Source organism: Novosphingobium sp. NFX11, assembly GCF_057376415.1.
The window spans coordinates 316,991-333,608 of the sequence record NZ_CP080384.1 but is presented as its reverse complement, the minus strand read 5'-3'; the positions used below and the strand labels follow the sequence as shown (position 1 = coordinate 333,608).

The window sequence follows — 16,618 nt, the reverse complement described above, 5'->3', positions numbered from 1 at the left end:
GCGGGCACGGCAGGAATCAGCCTTTCCGATTGACAGTGGTTCTATATCGGGAATGTCGGGGATTAAAGGGAAATATGGGGATGAACGGGCACTTTTGCGCCGAAATGTGGGACTTGCGGCGAACCGTGGCGGAACGTTTCATGAATCCGGGGCGCCGACTATCGCACAATATCGTTGAGAATCAGAAAGATTCCGTCTTTCCCGCGCTGATCCCGCACCATCCCCGGTTTCAGGGAGTTCGTCCCCAATATTCCCGGCGGGTTGCTACTTGGCGAGACGATGCAGAAAATCGGCCAGAAGCGCCTGCCTGGCGGCCAAATCTGCCGATTCATCAGGATTTTCGAGCACGGCCGCATCTGCCAGCGCAAGAATGCGCCCCTTCCCCGAGACGCAGTCGGCGCGCAATCCCCGCGCCTCGATTCGGCACTCGGCAACCGCATCCCCGGCTTGCCCCGAGCCGCCCCCGGATTTCCCCAAAGGTTTGAACCGGCCTGCAAGATTGACGGGAATGCCGCCTTCCAGCCGCTCTCCGGCCTCCTGCGTGTCGTCGAACTGCAGTTGTAGTCCCCAGCGCGCAAGGATCGGAGAGAGCATGGCGATGTCCTGCGGCCGCCGGGGATCACCGGGGCCGAACCGGGAATGCACGGTGAGCATCGGGTCCACGAACAGCAGCACTCGCCCGCCCCCACGCACCCAGGCATCGAGCGCGACGTTCTCCTGCGCCGTCAGTGGACGCGGCTGGGCAAGCACCAGCACGCCATTCTCGGGCAGCGGCAGCCCGCCTTGCGCATTGGCCAGCGTATCGAGCGGAATCGCGCGACCTTGCGCACGCAGGATCTCCAGCGCCCAGTGCGGCGCGCTGTCGTCGGCAAGAAGCCCCTTGATGTCCTTACTCTCGTTCCACGCAATCGGCAGGCTGGAGTAGAGGCCGATGACCTCTTCGCCTTGCGGCCGGGGCACAGCACCCTGCCCGCATGCGGCAAGCAGAAGCCCCGCAATCAAAGGGCTCGCACGCCAGCCCTTCATCCCAACACCCCTTCGTCATTGCGAGCGCAGCGAAGCAATCCAGCGCGGCTTGCGATACCCTGGATTGCTTCGCTGCGCTCGCAATGACTGAAGATGGTCAGGGCGACGTCTGCGCCGAGGGTGAGCCGGTCATGTCCATACCCGGCGTCGGGGACGTCGAGGCGCCCGGATTCTGGGTGGGCGTCGGCGTAGGGCTGGGATCGGCCGCCGGGACCACGCCGATGTCCGCGAGCGGATCGCTGGCAGTCTTCGTCGGCTTGGCATCGACCGCGACCACATCCTGGATCGGGTCCACCGTATCGGTGAGCCGAATCCTGTCGCGAATCACGTTGGCAAGGCCGACGATCAGCAGCATCGCGCACAAACCGAACAGCCCGATCTGCAACCGATAGACGGCCTGCGACCTCAGTTCACGGGTAGTGGGCGGCGTGAAGTGCTGCGCCGTCTGCAAGGGCTCAAGAATTGAATGCGACTCGATCATATAGGCGGACGTTTTCCTGCCGTGTGTGACAGGTTTACATCACCTCGCCAGCCAAGGGAAGACCGGCAAGCTTTTGGATTCCAGCCACTCGGCATTGTAGAGCGACGAGAGGTAGCGGAAACCCGTATCGCACAGGATCGTCGCGACGCGCGGGTCCTCGCGGCCTTCTTCCACCAGCTTGCGGCCGAGCGCCACCGCGCCCGCCACGTTGATGCCGGACGACAACCCGAGGCACAACCCTTCCTCGCTCAGCAGGCGGCGGACCCATTCGAGGCCCTCCTCGTCCGAGATGCGGAACTGGGTGTCGATCGGCGCGCCTTCGAGGTTGGCGGTGATGCGCCCCTGCCCGATACCCTCGGCTACGGAGTTGCCCTCGGCCTTGAGTTCGCCGTTGGCGTAGTAGTTGTAGAGCGCCGCGCCGTGCGGGTCGGTCAGGGCGACGATGATGTTCTCGTCGAAGGCCTTCAGGCCCATGCCGGTGCCGGCGATGGTGCCGCCGGTGCCCGCCGCGCAGGTAAAGCCGTCGATCCGGCCGCCCATCTGTTCCCAGATTTCCGGTGCGGTCGATCTCGATGTGGGCCTTGCGGTTGGCGATGTTGTCGAACTGGTTGGCCCAGATCGCGCCTTCGGTCTCCTCGGCCAGACGGCGCGAGGTGTGGACGAAGTGACCGGGGTTCGAGAACGGCGCGGCGGGAACCAGCACCAGTTCGGCGCCGAGCGCACGCAGGGTATCCATCTTCTCGCGCGACTGCGTCTCGGGCATGACGATGACGGTCTTGTAGCCCAGCGCGTTGGCGACCAGCGCAAGGCCGATGCCAGTGTTGCCCGCCGTCCCCTCGACGATCGTGCCGCCCGGCTCGAGCAGGCCCTTCTCCTCGGCGTCGCGCACGATCCACAGCGCCGCGCGGTCCTTCACCGAGGCGCCGGGGTTGGCGAATTCGCACTTGCCCCAGATCTCACAGCCGGCGGCCTCGCTCGGCCCCTCCAGGAGCACCAGCGGAGTATTGCCGATCAGGTCGAGCGTGGAAGCACGGGGTTGCGGGGCAGTGGCCAAAGTCGCGGTCATGGCGCGACAGTTAGGAAGCCAAGGCGCGAGGTGCAAATGATTTGCACCTCGCTGGCCCACAAAATCAGTCTTCGGGAGCGATCGTGACGCGCAGACCTTCAAGGTCTGCGGTAACCGGCACCTGGCACGACAGGCGCGAGGTCTCGTTGCGGTGGTCAGAGCTGTCGAGCAGGTCGTTCTCGTCTTCGCTCATCGCGGGCAGCTTGTCGGCGAAGGCGGGGTCGATGAAGACATGGCAGGTCGCGCACGAGCAGCAGCCGCCGCACAGCGCCAGCAGTTCGTCGAAGCCGTCGTCGCGGATCACTTCCATCAGGGTGCGACCCTCGGCAGCGTCTACGGACTTCTCTTCACCAGCATGATTGACGACGATGATCTGCGGCATGGCTCTCGATTCCCCTTGTGATACACCCTGTATCGTAATTGTCTTTGTATGCGGACTTGCCGCAGGCTGCTAAAGGCTGCAACCCCGTTTTGCAAGGTGGCGAAAATCATGGGTTTGACGGCAGACGAACTACGCTTTGGCCTCGACGCCATCGCCGGGAAGGAACCCGCGATCGCGCGCGCGATCGCAATGGCGGGCTACCCCGAACCGCGCATCCGCGCGACCGGCTATGCGACGCTGCTGCGCACGATCGTCGGCCAGCAGGTAAGCGTCGCCGCGGCCGCCTCGGTATGGAACCGGCTGGAGGCCCTGCTGGGCGAGACGATGGCACCCGAAGCGCTGCTGGCGGCCGAGTTCGACGCCCTGCGCGGCTGCGGCCTGTCGCGCCAGAAGCAGGGCTATGCGCGCTCGCTGTGCGAACTGGTGGTGGCGGGTAGCCTCGACTTCGACAGTCTTCCCGCCGACGACGAGGAAGCGATCGCGCATCTCGTGCAGATCAAGGGGATCGGCCGGTGGTCGGCGGAAATCTACCTGCTCTTCGCGGAAGGCCGCCCCGACATCTGGCCGGCGGGCGATCTGGCGGTGCAGGTGGGCTTGGGGAAACTGCTGGACCTGCCGGAGCGGCCGAGCGAAAAACAGACGCGGGAACTCGCCGAAGCCTGGCGCCCGCATCGCGGGGCGGCGGCGATCTTCACCTGGCACTGCTACAACAATCCGGCGCTTTGACGCCGTAACCTTGAACGAAACGGGGCGGGCATCGCACTGCCCGCCCCGCACACCTCGTCAGATGCCGTCGACGGCCTTGCTGACCATGATGTTCACCGCCACGCGGCGGTTCTGCGCCTTGCCTTCCTCGGTCGAATTGTCGGCGACCGGATCGGCCATCGACATGCCGGTTGGCGTCAGCATGCGATAGGGCTTCCAGTGGCAGGCCTGCTGCAGATAATTGACCACTGCGCTGGCGCGCTTCTCGCTGAGCACCTGGTTCACTTCCTCAGGACCGGTCAGATCGGTGTAGCCGACGACGAGCAGGAGGGCATTGTCCATGCCTTCCGCCTGGGTCGCAGCCTGACACAGGTTCGCCTTCGCTTCCGGCGACAGCTTGGACACGCCGGTGTCGAAGTTCACGTTGGTCGTGCCCTTGATGTTGTACTTGTCGATGTCACCCATGCGGGCCTTCAGACCTTCGGTGGCCGCCTCGTTCGAGGCGAAGCGCTGGTCGGTGCCGTTGTGGATCATCTTGGCGGTCTTGAAGTCCTTGCCCTTCAGATCGATCTTGCTGGCAAGCAGACCGCCGCCGCCCTGCAGCGTCTCGACCTCGACCGGAATGCCGTTGAGCAGCGAAGTCGCGGCGATGCGGCTGCCGCCCAGACCCAGGAAGCCGCTGCTGGCCTTGATCTTGGTGGCATCATTGATGGTCACGACCGTCTTGGTGCCGTCGTCCGAGGTGACCTGCATGCGGTCACCGCTACGTGCGGAAATGATGCCCTTTACTTCCGGCCCCTTGACCATTTCGGGGCTGGTATCGGTAACCTGTACCGCGAGATCGGAATCTTGCGCCGAAACGCTGACCGACGCGGCGCCGCCCAGCAGGGCAGCCATCAGGAGGAACCGGGGGCTCTTTGAAATGACACTCATTGCGTTACTCCTTCAAACACGACCAATCGGGCCTGCGGGGTCGCAGCTTTTCTCGTCCGGCCACCTAGCGCTTGAAAGCGCCCCGGGTTGCCGGAACCCGTCCATTCAGCTTCGTAAGATGTGCGGCGGAGCGACACCTGACCATGGATGTTCTGCGTGTTCAGGTTCACCTTGCGGGCAGATGAACGCGCGCCGCAACAGCAGCGCGAGGCCGGTAATGGGAGAGCAACGTGCGACGAACCGTTGCAGACTGTGTCCCGACAAGCATCGGATCATGCCCCGGGACTATCGATCACTATATCTGGCCAGCATTGCTTCGCTGGTTCGCAGGTCGATTCAACGAGTAGCGAGTCCGATGAGCATTATATTTTTTATTCATGATGCAACCTTTTGGATTTTCACGAATAGTGCGGCATCGCGAGACACGCCCCATTAAATCGACAGCACTGCTGACCACCCGCCCGATACGAGAGGCGGACGGCACCCGCGACTTCAGGCAATACTGTCGATGAAACGCGCCATCGCCACGTCCCTTTCGCTGAGGCCATCGGCATCATGCGTGGTCAGCGTCACGCGCACGGTGGAATAGACGTTGAACCACTCCGGGTGGTGGTCGGCCTTGTCGGCATAAATCGCCACGCGGGTCATGAAGCCGAACGCCTCGTTGAAATCGCCGAATTTAAGCTCGGCTTCGATGGCGAGGCCGTCGGCCCGCAAGTTCCAGCGCGGCAATTCGGCGAGCGCGGCATCGCGCTGGGCGTCGGTGAGGCGAACAATAGCCATTTCGGTCTCCTTGGCAGCCCGCAGCGTTTCCCCTAAGGCTCCCGCCCATGCAAGGGGCAGTGGTCAGCGCAACCGATCTCGCGTGCCGTCGGGGCGACAGGTTGCTGTTTGCCGGGCTTTCGCTCGCGCTTGGCAAAGGCGAGGCCATGCAGATCGCCGGCCACAACGGTATCGGCAAGTCGAGCCTGCTGCGCATTCTCGCCGGGCTTGCGCCTGCGTTCGAGGGAACGATCGCGGTGGACGGCGCCGTCGGCCTGCTCGACGAGCGCCCTGCCCTCGATCCGGCACTGCCGCTGGGCCGCGCGCTGGCATTCTGGCAGCGGCTCGACGGAGCGGGCGGGGAGGACCATCTCCGGCGGCTCGGCCTCACCACGCTGCTCGACGTGCCGGTGCGCTACCTCTCCACCGGTCAGAAGAAGCGCGCCGCCTTTGCACGTCTGCTTGGCCAGGGGGCGAAAGTCTGGCTGCTGGACGAGCCACTCAACGGCCTCGACGGGCACGCCGTCGAACTCGCCGAGGCCATCACCGCCGAGCACTGCGCGAGCGGCGGCGTGGCGGTGATTGCCTCGCACCAGCCGTTCCGCCTGCCGGGCCTGCGCACGCTCCACGTCTCGGAGTTCGCCGCGTGAGTCGGGGCATGGCGCTGCTGCGCCGCGACCTTGCGCGGCTGCTGCTAGGCGGGCGCGGTGGCGGGGCGCTGCTGCCGGTGCTGTTCTTCCTCTCGGTGTCGATGCTCTACCCCTTCGCGGTCGGGCCGGATGCACCGCTGCTGGCGAAGACCGGCGGCGGGGTGATCTGGGTCGCCGCGCTGCTCGCCGCGATCCTGCCGCTCGACCGACTGGTCGAACCCGACATCGAACAGGGCCTGTTCGACCAGTGGCCCTTGCGCGGCATCTCCGAGGAACTGGTGATCGCGGTGCGCGTGCTCGCCCACTGGCTGAGCTTCGGGCCGCCGCTGATGCTTGCCGCCCTTCCCGCCGCCGCCCTGCTGGGGCTGGACGGCCATAGCCTGCGCATCGTCGAGATCGGCCTGCTGGCGGGAACTCCCGGCCTTGCGGCGCTCGGCGTGACGGTGGCGGCACTGACGTCCGGCCTGCGCGGAGGCGCGGCGCTTTCGGGCCTTCTGGTCATCCCGATGGCCATCCCGGTGCTGATCTTTGGCGCGGGAAGTCTCGGCACCGGCGGCGAGAGCGGCCTTGCCCTCACTGCCGCAGCCAGCCTCGTACTGATCGCCATCGCGCCGTTCGCGGGCGGGGCTGCGGTCAGAGCCTCGCGCGGCTGACGTCGTCCCGGACTTGATCCGGGACGACGAGGCGAAATCGCCGCAGCGTTTGGCGCTCTCTCCGACCCCGCGCATAGTGCCTCCCCGAGCCGAGTACATCGGCCCACCGAGGGAGAGCGCCATGGAAATCGCCACAGAGTTGATGGCCGCCGCGCAAGGCCAGACCGGGCTCGCCGATTTCGGTGATGACGGTTTTCGCGAGGGCCTCGAACGGCTGGTCCTGGCGCTGAACACCGAGGCGCGGCTTACCTCGGCCGGAGAACATGCGCTGCGCGACCGCATCCTGCTGCACTTGCGCCAGCGCCTGATGGTGGAGGATTGGTACGCCCGCCACCCCGAGATCGACGACGAGGACATTCGCAGCCCCCTGTTCGGGGTCAGCCTGCCGCGCACGGGTTCCTCGGCGCTGTCCTACCTGCTCTCCAGCGATCCGGGGTGCGTTACCTGCGCGTCTGGGAGAGTTCGCAGCCCTGCCCGCCGCCTTCGACGGTCGATGGACCGGACCCGCGCCGGGGCGCCTCGGCCAGCGCCGCAGACGAGACGCTGAAGGGCGGCAGCCGCACGCCTTCCGGAATCGACGGGGCCATGGAGTGCCAGGACCTCATGGCGCTCGATTTCCGCAGCCAGATCTTCCAGGCCTTCGCCCAGGTGCCCAGTTACTCGCAGTGGCTGCTGGAGACGGCACACAGCGGCACCTACGCGTACCATAAGCGTACCCTAAGGCTCCTGCAGTGGGGTGAGCCCGCGCGGCCATGGCGCCTCAAGGCGCCGACGCACATGCTCTATCTGAATGCGCTCGACGCTGCCTATCCCGACGCGCGTTTCGTGATGACGCATCGTGATCCGACCGACGTGATGCTCTCGGTCGCAACCGTCTATGCCGAAATCATCGGCAAGTTCACCGACCATGTCGACCATGCCTACATCGGCGAACTCAACGTCCAGTGCTGGTCGGAGGCGATGACCCGCGCCATCGCCTTTCGCGAGGCCGACAACGACCATCGCTTCTTCGACATCCACTTCCGCGCCATGCAGGCCGACCCGCTCGGCGAAGTGCGCCGCCTTTACGACTGGCTGGGCGAGACGATCTCGCCCGCCTTCGCGCAGGCCATGGCCGCATGGTGGGAGAGCAACACCGCCGCCGAGCGCATGGCCAAGCCCGATCCCGCCCGCTTCGGCCTCGACCCGCAGGCCGTGCGCGCGCGCTTCGCCGATTACCTGAACCACATGGACCAGTGGGCCGCTTGACAAGAGGAACCCGAATGCCCGAACCGATCACCGGCAAGTACGACTTCGACGCCGACGCGCGCATGGCGCAGACCGTCGCCAATGGCCCACGCTACGCGCCGCTGCGGCTGGAGGAGGTCACCCCCGAGGGCATGGAGCAGGTGCAGGTCATCCGCGCCGCGTTCTCCATCCCCGACAGCCGCCCCTTCCCCGACGTCAGCCTCATCACCTTGCGCCATCCGGGCATGTTCAAGGGCCAGATGGTACTCGGCATCGAGCTGGCGAAGGGCGCGATTCCCGGGCGCGATCGTGAACTGGCAGTCCTGCGCCTTGCCTGGCTCGCCCGCGCGCCCTTCGAATGGAGCGAGCACGTCGATATCGGCAAGGCCTTCGGGGTCACGGCCGAGGAAATCGAGCGCGTGCTGGAAGGCTCCGCCGCGCCCGGCTGGACCGAGCACGAATCGGCGGTCCTGCGCGGCGTGGAGGAACTGGTCGCCGACCACTGCCTGAGCGATTCGACATGGGCGACGCTGGCGAAAAGCTGGGACGAGAAGCAGATGCTGGAGTTCCCGCTGCTCGTCGGCTCGTACCTGATGACGGCGCTGCAGCAGAATTCGCTCAAGATTCAGCCAAAGGGCGGTTTCGACTACCGCTGATTCGGCGGTGGGCGACGCTGTGGCCGATTCTGTTGAAACCCCTGTGGATAAGCAGCGGACAATCGGAGCATAATCGAACCGTCATCCCAGCGAAAGCTGGGACCGCTGGCCGCGAACAGCCCACTTGGCGTGGTAATCCTTCTCACGACGGTTCGCGCCTAAAGACCGATAGCGGTCCCAGCCTTCGCTGGGATGACGGCAATTGGGCGATAATCCGGCCGACATTTGGCCGATGTTGGCGAAATTGGCGGCCTTTCGCCGTCTCCGTGACCCTGAAGAAAAGACGGCCGGGGCGGGCAAGGCAAGGAGCCGCCCCGGCCAAGGTCACAGGATGGGAGAAACGCCCCATGACAAGCGTTTCTCCGGGCTTGGTGCAGGCTTGACGAGAGGAGCAAGCCGCGCAACACTAGCTAATGATAATCATTCGCATGTGCAAGCCCTAAAAGGAGACCCGCCATGTACAAGTACGTCGACCGCCCGCTCAGCAGCCTCGACGAAGGCTGCCGGTTCCTCGTCTGGTCCATGCGGGCGTGGGTCACCGCGATCGGCCACAAGCGGTGCCCGGCGCAGCTTCTCGCCCCGGCTTTTGCGCGCTGGCGCATGATCGGGGGCTTGCAGCCCTTCCACCGCGCCATGGTGCTGCTCAACCGCGACGCGCTCGATACGCTGGCGTTCTGCCCGATGGGCTGCAGCCATGTGTCGGAACACGAGGCGGTGATTCTCGAACTGATCACCTCGCTGCGCGATCGCGGCCCCACCGCGACTCGCGAGACGCTGGACCTGGTGGTGACCGAGGAGAGCGTGGGCGACATGCTCGAAACGCTGTCGAAGATCGGCGCGGCGCTCGCCATTGCGGGGATCTTTCCAGGCGAGCCCGTCGCCAATCCCGGCCGCAGTCACTGAAATCAGCCATTGACCCTTTCGCGCAAGAGTGGAGTCGGGCCGTGCTAGATAGGCGCTGACGCGGTCCGGCTTCACTCTTGCGCGAAGCCTCCTCCCTCCCGCCGTCATTGCGAGCGTAGCGAAGCAATCCAGAGCCGAGCAAACCGCCCTGGATTGCTTCGCTACGCTCGCAATGACGAAACGGGGTGGCTCAATCCAGCGGCGCGACATCCACCGAGGCATACATCGCCTGCGTCCCCGCGCCCCGGAACCGGCCGTCGAGCGGCGCCACGTCCGAATAGTCGCGTCCCATGCCGAGGAAGATGTGGTCGGTGTCCGCCAGCTTGTCGTTGGTGGGATCGAAACCGACCCAGCCCAGTTCCTCGCCGCACCACAAGTTGACCCAGGCGTGCATGGCGTCGGCGCCGACCAGCCGCTCCTGCCCCGGCGGCGGCAGCGTGCGCAAGTAGCCGCTGACGTAGGCTGCCGGGATGCCGTGCGCGCGCGCGGCGATGATCATGATGTGGCTGAAGTCCTGGCAGACGCCGTGCCGCCGGTTGAACGCCTCGATCGGCGGCGTGTCGGTCTCGGTCGCGTCCGCATCGAAGGTGAATTCCCCGTGGATCGCCGACATCAGCGCCCGCCCGGCCTCCATCACCGGCATCGCCTCATTGAGCAGCGACCCCGCCCACCGCGCGATTTCGTGCTGCGGCTGCGCGATCGGCGAGGCGAAGATGTACGACGCGGGCGCGAGATCGGAGAGGTCGGGCTTCTTCATCGCCCGCTCGCGCAGTTCGGCAAGACCCGGCCCGGCAGCATCCTCGACGAAGAACGGCAACGGCTCGACTTCCACCGTGAAGCGGCTCTCGATCTGGACCTGCGAAGTCACCTCGCGCAGCGCGAAGCGCGCCTCGTTGACGTGGTAGCCGCCCTGCCCCTCCACCACTTGCGCAGGTGAGGGATCGAGCGTCAGCTTGTAGTCGCTCACCACTTGCCCGTTCCAGGGGGCGGGCTTCAGGCGCACGTTGAACTGCGCCATGCTGACCGCCTGCGCGTACTTGAGCGTGGTGATATGGCTTACGGAATAGCGCATCAGAGCAGCGGGGTCCTGCGTTCGGCGTCCTCGTTGTCCAGCTGCAGGAAGTAGCGCAGCGAGATCGCATCCGACAGCGCCAGCAACTGCGCTTCCATCGCCGCCAGCCGCTCGGGCGTCATGTCGGTCGCCAGCAGCGCCTGCAGTTCGCCCAGCAGCGCGCGGGCGGCGCGCAAGGGGGCTCGGGGATATTGTCGTCGCGGGAGGACGGCAGCGCGGAAAGGTGGGCGACGACTTGCGCCACCTGGAACACCAGCGCGCGCGGGTTGTCGGGGTCGAGCAGCACGAGATCGCGCACCGGGTTGAGCGATGGCCCGGTGAGGTAGCGGCTGCGATAGATGATCTGGCTGTCGCACAAGTCGAGCAGGAGGCCGAGCGAGGTGACGTCGCCCGCCTTCGTCAATTGCCGCGCGGTGCGGCAGATCGCCTGCGCGCGCTCCAGCCGCTGTCCGATCTCGAGGAAGCGCCACGCGGCCGAGCGCACCATGTTCTCCGAGATCAGCCCCGCGAGGGCGCTGAAATGCTCGGTCAGCCAGCGCGCGCTCGACAGCATCGACTGCGGGCGCTCGACGTTGATCGAGGGCATCGGGCGGCTGACGATGCGCCAGAAATCGCGGGCGAACCGCTCGCGCAGGGCCATGCCGACCTGCTGGCGGCGGCGCATGAGCGTGGCGACGCCGCCGGCCAGCCGCGTCTCGGTAAGCGCGCGGGCGCAGATCTTCGCGATCGGGAGCTTCGCCGTCGCCGCCTCGATCGCCCCGCCTTCGACCAGGAGCGCGGCGAGGCGCGGCAGCGCGGCGCCTTCGGCATCGACGTTGCCGTCGCTGTCCGCCGGGTTGGCGAGGATCGCGCGCACCACCCGCACCATCGCCTCGGCGCGCTCGTTGTAGCGGCCGAACCAGAACAGGTTGTCCGCCGCCTGGCTGGCGAGGATGCCGCCCCCGCGCGAGATCGGCGGCTCTCCGGCCACGCGGCTGCCGAGGTGGGCGGCGGCGGGCTTGTCGTCCACCACCCACAAGTCCGCCGACAAGTCGCCGTCGCCCATTAGCGAGGTCGGCAGCGCGGTGCTGGAAGACAGGCGCGCGAAGCCGCCGGGCATGACCGTCCAGCCGCCGTCGGCCGTGCGCGCCACGAAGGCGCGGACGGTGAAGGGGCGCGGCACGATCTGCCCGTCGATGATCGCGGGCGTGGTGGAGAGGTGGACGATCTCCTGCCCGCAATAGTCCATGGGGCGGCGCCACAGCGCGTCGATCAGCGCGACGCGGGACTTGCCGTCGAGCCCGGCCCCGGCGATCGGATTGCGGTTCGCCAGCGCCTCCACCGGCTGCCCGAATGCGGGAACCAGCGCCAGTTCCTCAAGCCGCGCGGCAACGGTGGAGCTTTCCACCGCCTGTCCGCACCACCATGTCGCGACGTTGGGCAGGATCGGCGCCTCGCCCAGCAGGGTGCGGCACAGGCGCGGCATGAAGGCCGCGAAGGCCGCGGATTCGAGCACCTCCACGCCCGGCCAGTTGACCATCTCGACGCCGCCGCCCGCCCACGCCCCGAACAGGTTGGGCACGCCCAGCTGCGATTTCGCGTCGAACGACAGCGGATCGAGCGCGGTGGTATCGATCCAGCGCCACACCGCGTCCACGCGCTTGGGCCCGGCAATGGTCCCGACGTAGAGCTTTTCGTCGAGCACGGTGAGGTCGCGCCCCTCGACCAGCGGCAGGCCGAGGTAGCGGGCGAGGTGCGCCTGCTCGGCATAAGTCTGGTTGAAACGACCGGGCGTCATCAGCGCGATGCGCGGATTCTCCCGGCGACAGGCGGCGGCCATGCCCTCCACCATGCCCGAGAAGAACTCCGACAGGCGCCGCGCATGCGCATCGGCCAGCAGGTTGCCGATCGCGCGCGACATCGCGAGGCGGTTCTCCAGCGCATAGCCGATCCCGCCGGCCACGCGCACCCGGTCCTGCAGCACCCGCCACTGCCCGCGCGGCCCGCGTGCAAGGTCGGCGGCGTAGACGTGGATGAAGCGGCCCTCATGAGGCGTGCGCCCGATCATGCGCCGCGCGAAGAACGGGCTGCCGGCGACGACGGCGGCGGGAAGATGGCCGTCCGCCACCAGCTTCTGCTCGCCGTAGATGTCGGTGGCGATCGCTTCCATCAGCTCGGCGCGCTGGATCAGCCCGCGTTCGACCTGGCTCCACTCCTGCGCACCGACGATCAGCGGCATCGCGTTGAGCGGCCAGGAACGCTCGTCCTCGTCCCCGGTCAGGCGGAAGGCGAGGCCGAGATCGGCGGCATGGCGCGCGGTGGCATCCTGCAGCGCCGAAGGGTCGCCATCGGTCGCCGCGGCGAGCCCGGCCGCCACCTTGCGCCACACGTCGGCGACCGGACGGCTGGCATCGCCGAACAGGTCCCCGCGCGAGGCTTCCGCGGCATAGCCGTCAAGCCAGCTCGCGGTCGGGGCGAGATCGGGGCCGGAAGCAGGACGGGTCACCATGGCAAACCTCGTCGTCCCGGACTTGATCCGGGACCGCTGGCCGTGACCAGCCCGCTTGGCATCGGGGCGCCTTGCCGATGGCACCTGCCTGAAGACAGCCAGCGGTCCCGGATCAAGTCCGGGACGACGAATGATCTATGCGCGCTGCACCCCTCGAACATGCCCCTACATTAGCCGCGAGGGCCGCCTGAGGTCGAGAGTGTAGGGAAATTCACTCGGCAGTTCCTCCGCAGGCACCGGCAGCGGCCCCGGAGAGTGGCCGTGATCCTGGAACCGCGCCTTGCGCCGGGCCTCGGCCTCGTAGTCGTTGACCGGCACCGTGTCGTAGCTGCGCCCGCCCGGATGCGCGACCTGATAGACGCAGCCGCCCAGCGAGCGGCCGTTCCACAAGTCGTAGATGTCGAAGGTCAGCGGCGCATGCGGCGGCAGCATCGGATGCATGCTCTCCGACGGCCACCACGCCTTGTAGCGCACGCCGCCCACGCCTTCGCCGTGCGCCACCTTGGTCAGCGGCACGCGGCGGCCGTTGCAGGTGATGACGTGACGGCCTTCGACAAGCCCCGTCGCCTTGACCTGCAGGCGCTCGGTGGAGCTGTCCACGTAGCGCACGGTGCCACCGATCGCCCCGGTTTCGCCCAGCACGTTCCACGGTTCGAGCGCGTGGCTGATCTGGAGGTTGACGCCGCCGCCCTCGACCTCGCCGTGGACCGGGAAGCGGAACATGCGCTGCGCCTCGAACCACGACGGGTCGAAGTCGTACCCGGCGCGGCGCAGGTCATCCAGCACGTCGAGGAAATCGGCCCAGACGTAATGGCCGAGCATGAAGCGGTCATGCAGCTGCGTGCCCCAGCGCACCAGCGGGCCTTCCACCGGCTCGCGCCAGAACCACGCCGTCAGCGCGCGCAGAAGCAGCTGCTGGGCGCAGGACATGCGGCCCTCGGGCGGCATCTCGAAGCCCCGGAACTCGACGAGGCCGAGGCGGCCGGTCGGGCCATCGGGCGAGAACAGCTTGTCGATGCAGATCTCGGTGCGGTGGGTGTTGCCGGTCACGTCCACCAGAAGGTTGCGGAACAGGCGGTCCACCACCCACGGCGCGGGCTGCTGCATGTGCGGACCGGGCACCTGCGAGAGCGCGATTTCCAGTTCGTAGAGCGCGTCGTGCCGAGCCTCGTCGATGCGCGGCGCCTGGCTGGTCGGGCCGATGAACAGGCCGGAGAACAGGTAGCTGAGCGAGGGATGCCGCTGCCAGTAGGTGACGAAGCTCTTGAGCAGGTCCGGGCGGCGGATGAACGGGCTGTCGAGCAAGGTCGGCCCGCCCAGCACGATGTGATTGCCGCCGCCGGTGCCGATCGAGCGGCCGTCGACCATGAACTTGTCGGCGGTCAACCCGATCTCGCGCGCGCAGTCGTAGAGCGTCTCGGTGATCTCCACCGTCTCGCGCCAGCTGGCGGAAGGATGGATGTTGACTTCGATGACGCCGGGATCGGGCGTGACCTTGAGCACCATTAGGCGCGGGTCCGGCGGCGGCGCATAGCCCTCGATCCGGATCGGCAGCTTCTGCACCTCGGCCACCGCCTCGATCGCGGCGACGAGTTCGAGGTAGTCCTCCAGCGCCTCAACCGGGGGAATGAACACGGCCAGGTAATCGCCGCGAGGCTCGACCGTGACGGCCGTGCGCACGGCGCCCTCGATGATGTCCTGATCGACCGCCGGACCGGTAAAGCTGTGCGGCTCCGGCACCGCCTGGGAACGCTGCGCCGTGCCGACCTCGCGCCCCTGATTGCCGCGCTCGATCGCCTGGAGACGGAAATCGGCGAGGGGTTGGCGCGGCTCTGCCGTGTCGCGCGGGTGGATGTAGGGAAAGTCGGCCGGCGCCACATAGGGCAGCGAGCCCAGCGGCAGGCGATAACCCAGCGCGGAATCGCCCGGAACCGCCGTCAGCACGCCCTTGCGCACGCGCCAGTATTCGCTCTTCCAGCGCGGCGCGGACTTGTCCTTCGCGTTCCAGCGCTGCACCGGCAGGACGACGCCGACCGGCTGCTCCACCCCGCGCCGATACGTGCGGCGGAAGCGGCGGGCCAGTTCCTCGTCCTCGATCGCAGGGTCGAGCGGCGTGGTGTTCACCGGCAGTTCGTCCTCGCGCAGCATCCAGACGCCGCGATCCTCGAACACCGGCTGGACGTAGCCGCGCTCCAGCCCCAGCCCCTGCGCCGCGCCGGCCAGCAGGTTGGCGGCGGCGAGCACGTCGATGGTGGGCACCGGATCGGGATCGCCGTCCTTCTCCAGCGGCTTCTCCCCGCGATCAGGCTGTCGTCATGCCAGATCGGCACGCCGTCCTTGCGCCAGTAGATCGAGTAGCCCCAGCGCGGCAGCGTCTCTCCGGGATACCACTTGCCCTGCCCGTGGTGGAGCAGCGATCCCGGCGCGAACTTCGCGCGCAGCAGGCGGATCAGCTTGTCTGCATAGGCAGCCTTGGTCGGGCCGACCGCGGCGCTGTTCCACTCGGGCGCCTCGAAGTCGGTGGCGGCGATGAAGGTCGGCTCGCCGCCCATCGTCAGGTTGACGCCCCAGGCGGTGAGGTCCGCGTCCACCTTGTCGCCCAGCGCCAGCAGGCCGTCCCAGCGCTCGTCGGTGAAAGGCTTGGTGATGCGCACCGCTTCGGCGATGCGGCTGACGTTCATCTTGAAGTCGAAATCGACTTCGGCGGGCTCGGCCATGCCCTCGATCGGGGTGGCGGAGCGGTAATGCGGCGCGGCGCACAAGGGAATATGCCCCTCGCCCGCGAACATGCCGGACGTCGCGTCGAGCGCGATCCAGCCCGCGCCGGGGACATAGGCCTCGGCCCAGGCGTGGAGGTCGGTGACGTCCTCCAGCACGCCGACCGGCCCTTCCTTGGGCAGCACGTCGGCGACCAGCTGGATCGAATAGCCGGACACGAACCGCGCCGCGAAGCCGAGGCGGCGCAGCAGCTGCACCAGCAGCCACGCCGAATCGCGGCACGATCCGATGCCGACCTTCAGCGTCTCCTCGGGCGTCATCACGCCCTGCTCCATGCGGATCACGTAGTCGATGCGCTGCTGCAGGCGGCTGTTGATGTCGACGAGGAAATCGACCGTGCGGCCTTCGTAGTCGGCATGCTGGGCCACCAGCGCCTCGAACAGCGGGCCTTGCTCCTCGACCTCGAAATAGGCGGAAAGGTCCGCTTTCATGCCTTCCGAATAAGCGAAGGGATATTCCTCCGCCTCCGGCTCCACGAAGAAGTCGAACGGGTTGATGACGGCCAGTTCCGCCAGCAAATCGACCTCGATCGAGAAATGATCGACCGGATCGGGAAACACCACGCGCGCCAGCCAGTTGCCGTGCGGGTCCTGCTGCCAGTTCAGGAAATGCTCGGGCGGGCTGATCTTCAGCGAGTAGTTGGGCACCTCCGTCCGACTGTGCGGCGCCGGGCGAAGCCGGATGACCTGGGGGCCGAGACGGATGCGCCGCGAATAGCGGTAGCGGGTGAGATGGTGCAGGGCTGCCTTGATCATCGAAACGGAGTGTGCGCGATTCAATGCTGCGCTGCAACGATTGTTCAACAGTGGGCGTAAAACCTTCCCCACACCGTCGCA

13 protein-coding genes and 3 pseudogenes are annotated in these 16,618 nt (G+C 67.0%); 7 read left to right on the top strand and 9 right to left on the bottom strand.

Annotated elements, in window-relative coordinates; genetic code table 11:
* Positions 1 to 264: 264 nt before the first annotated feature.
* The 4 genes and pseudogenes from KZO24_RS01625 to KZO24_RS01610 all read right to left on the bottom strand — a co-directional run bounded on the left by KZO24_RS01625 (position 265) and on the right by KZO24_RS01610 (position 2,955).
* Entirely contained in the window at positions 265 to 1,026 is a 762-nt protein-coding gene (locus KZO24_RS01625; RefSeq protein ID WP_430097426.1) for a Gldg family protein, read from the bottom strand.
* Positions 1,027 to 1,123: 97 nt separating this feature from the next.
* A complete protein-coding gene (locus tag KZO24_RS01620; RefSeq protein ID WP_271184578.1) occupies positions 1,124 to 1,507 on the bottom strand; it encodes a hypothetical protein in 384 nt (127 codons plus the stop codon).
* A gap of 39 nt (positions 1,508 to 1,546) precedes the next feature.
* Positions 1,547 to 2,573: pseudogene (locus KZO24_RS01615) on the bottom strand (cysteine synthase A).
* A gap of 64 nt (positions 2,574 to 2,637) precedes the next feature.
* Positions 2,638 to 2,955, bottom strand: a complete 318-nt coding sequence (locus KZO24_RS01610) for a 2Fe-2S iron-sulfur cluster-binding protein (protein ID WP_008831094.1) — start codon at positions 2,953 to 2,955, stop codon at positions 2,638 to 2,640.
* A 108-nt stretch (positions 2,956 to 3,063) separates the two neighbouring features.
* On the opposite strand from KZO24_RS01610, the gene KZO24_RS01605 reads away from it, so the two are divergent.
* A complete protein-coding gene (locus KZO24_RS01605; RefSeq protein ID WP_271184576.1) occupies positions 3,064 to 3,681 on the top strand; it encodes a DNA-3-methyladenine glycosylase family protein in 618 nt (205 codons plus the stop codon).
* Positions 3,682 to 3,738: 57 nt separating this feature from the next.
* Here the strand turns inward: KZO24_RS01605 and KZO24_RS01600 are convergent, their stop codons facing one another.
* Both KZO24_RS01600 and KZO24_RS01595 read right to left on the bottom strand, forming a co-directional pair.
* Positions 3,739 to 4,593 (bottom strand): OmpA family protein, encoded by an 855-nt coding sequence (locus KZO24_RS01600; RefSeq protein WP_486486750.1) that lies wholly within the window; start codon positions 4,591 to 4,593, stop codon positions 3,739 to 3,741.
* Positions 4,594 to 5,085: 492 nt separating this feature from the next.
* Complete coding sequence (locus KZO24_RS01595) at positions 5,086 to 5,376, bottom strand: 4a-hydroxytetrahydrobiopterin dehydratase (protein WP_008831091.1); 291 nt, start codon at positions 5,374 to 5,376, stop codon at positions 5,086 to 5,088.
* Between the two features lie 47 nt (positions 5,377 to 5,423).
* Between KZO24_RS01595 and ccmA the strand changes: the two genes are divergently transcribed.
* From ccmA to KZO24_RS01565, 6 genes are all read left to right on the top strand, one after another.
* On the top strand, positions 5,424 to 6,005 hold the full coding sequence (gene ccmA, locus KZO24_RS01590; RefSeq protein WP_271184575.1) for a heme ABC exporter ATP-binding protein CcmA: 582 nt from the start codon (positions 5,424 to 5,426) through the stop codon (positions 6,003 to 6,005).
* Between the two features lie 8 nt (positions 6,006 to 6,013).
* Positions 6,014 to 6,658 (top strand): heme exporter protein CcmB, encoded by a 645-nt coding sequence (locus KZO24_RS01585; protein ID WP_271184782.1) that lies wholly within the window; start codon positions 6,014 to 6,016, stop codon positions 6,656 to 6,658.
* Between the two features lie 121 nt (positions 6,659 to 6,779).
* A complete protein-coding gene (locus KZO24_RS01580; protein WP_486486749.1) occupies positions 6,780 to 7,205 on the top strand; it encodes a hypothetical protein in 426 nt (141 codons plus the stop codon).
* Positions 7,094 to 7,906, top strand: a complete 813-nt coding sequence (locus KZO24_RS01575) for a sulfotransferase family protein (RefSeq protein WP_486486748.1) — start codon at positions 7,094 to 7,096, stop codon at positions 7,904 to 7,906. The genes KZO24_RS01580 and KZO24_RS01575 overlap by 112 nt, the downstream gene beginning before the upstream one ends.
* A 14-nt stretch (positions 7,907 to 7,920) precedes the next feature.
* Positions 7,921 to 8,541, top strand: coding sequence for a carboxymuconolactone decarboxylase family protein (locus KZO24_RS01570; protein WP_271184573.1), 621 nt, complete (start codon positions 7,921 to 7,923; stop codon positions 8,539 to 8,541).
* A 456-nt stretch (positions 8,542 to 8,997) separates the two neighbouring features.
* Positions 8,998 to 9,444, top strand: a complete 447-nt coding sequence (locus tag KZO24_RS01565; protein WP_008831086.1) for a hypothetical protein — start codon at positions 8,998 to 9,000, stop codon at positions 9,442 to 9,444.
* Positions 9,445 to 9,634: 190 nt separating this feature from the next.
* Here KZO24_RS01565 and KZO24_RS01560 read toward each other — a convergent pair whose 3' ends face one another.
* The 3 genes and pseudogenes from KZO24_RS01560 to KZO24_RS01550 all read right to left on the bottom strand — a co-directional run bounded on the left by KZO24_RS01560 (position 9,635) and on the right by KZO24_RS01550 (position 16,537).
* Positions 9,635 to 10,516, bottom strand: a complete 882-nt coding sequence (locus KZO24_RS01560; RefSeq protein WP_271184572.1) for a transglutaminase family protein — start codon at positions 10,514 to 10,516, stop codon at positions 9,635 to 9,637.
* Positions 10,516 to 13,004, bottom strand: a pseudogene (locus KZO24_RS01555) (circularly permuted type 2 ATP-grasp protein). Before KZO24_RS01555 ends, KZO24_RS01560 begins: the two are co-directional and overlap by 1 nt.
* A gap of 165 nt (positions 13,005 to 13,169) precedes the next feature.
* Positions 13,170 to 16,537, bottom strand: a pseudogene (locus KZO24_RS01550) (transglutaminase family protein).
* Between the last annotated feature and the right edge of the window lie 81 nt (positions 16,538 to 16,618).

Excerpts from the sequence above, each read along its gene's own strand:
- KZO24_RS01560 (WP_271184572.1), bottom strand. The coding sequence starts at position 10,516 with ATGCGCTATTCCGTAAGCCATATCACCACGCTCAAGTACGCGCAGGCG.
- KZO24_RS01565 (WP_008831086.1), top strand. The coding sequence starts at position 8,998 with ATGTACAAGTACGTCGACCGCCCGCTCAGCAGCCTCGACGAAGGCTGC.
- KZO24_RS01620 (WP_271184578.1), bottom strand. The coding sequence starts at position 1,507 with ATGATCGAGTCGCATTCAATTCTTGAGCCCTTGCAGACGGCGCAGCAC.
- KZO24_RS01625 (WP_430097426.1), bottom strand. The coding sequence starts at position 1,026 with ATGAAGGGCTGGCGTGCGAGCCCTTTGATTGCGGGGCTTCTGCTTGCC.
- KZO24_RS01605 (WP_271184576.1), top strand. The coding sequence starts at position 3,064 with ATGGGTTTGACGGCAGACGAACTACGCTTTGGCCTCGACGCCATCGCC.
- KZO24_RS01595 (WP_008831091.1), bottom strand. The coding sequence starts at position 5,376 with ATGGCTATTGTTCGCCTCACCGACGCCCAGCGCGATGCCGCGCTCGCC.
- KZO24_RS01610 (WP_008831094.1), bottom strand. The coding sequence starts at position 2,955 with ATGCCGCAGATCATCGTCGTCAATCATGCTGGTGAAGAGAAGTCCGTA.
- KZO24_RS01580 (WP_486486749.1), top strand. The coding sequence starts at position 6,780 with ATGGAAATCGCCACAGAGTTGATGGCCGCCGCGCAAGGCCAGACCGGG.
- ccmA (WP_271184575.1), top strand. The coding sequence starts at position 5,424 with ATGCAAGGGGCAGTGGTCAGCGCAACCGATCTCGCGTGCCGTCGGGGC.
- KZO24_RS01600 (WP_486486750.1), bottom strand. The coding sequence starts at position 4,593 with ATGAGTGTCATTTCAAAGAGCCCCCGGTTCCTCCTGATGGCTGCCCTG.
- KZO24_RS01570 (WP_271184573.1), top strand. The coding sequence starts at position 7,921 with ATGCCCGAACCGATCACCGGCAAGTACGACTTCGACGCCGACGCGCGC.
- KZO24_RS01585 (WP_271184782.1), top strand. The coding sequence starts at position 6,014 with ATGGCGCTGCTGCGCCGCGACCTTGCGCGGCTGCTGCTAGGCGGGCGC.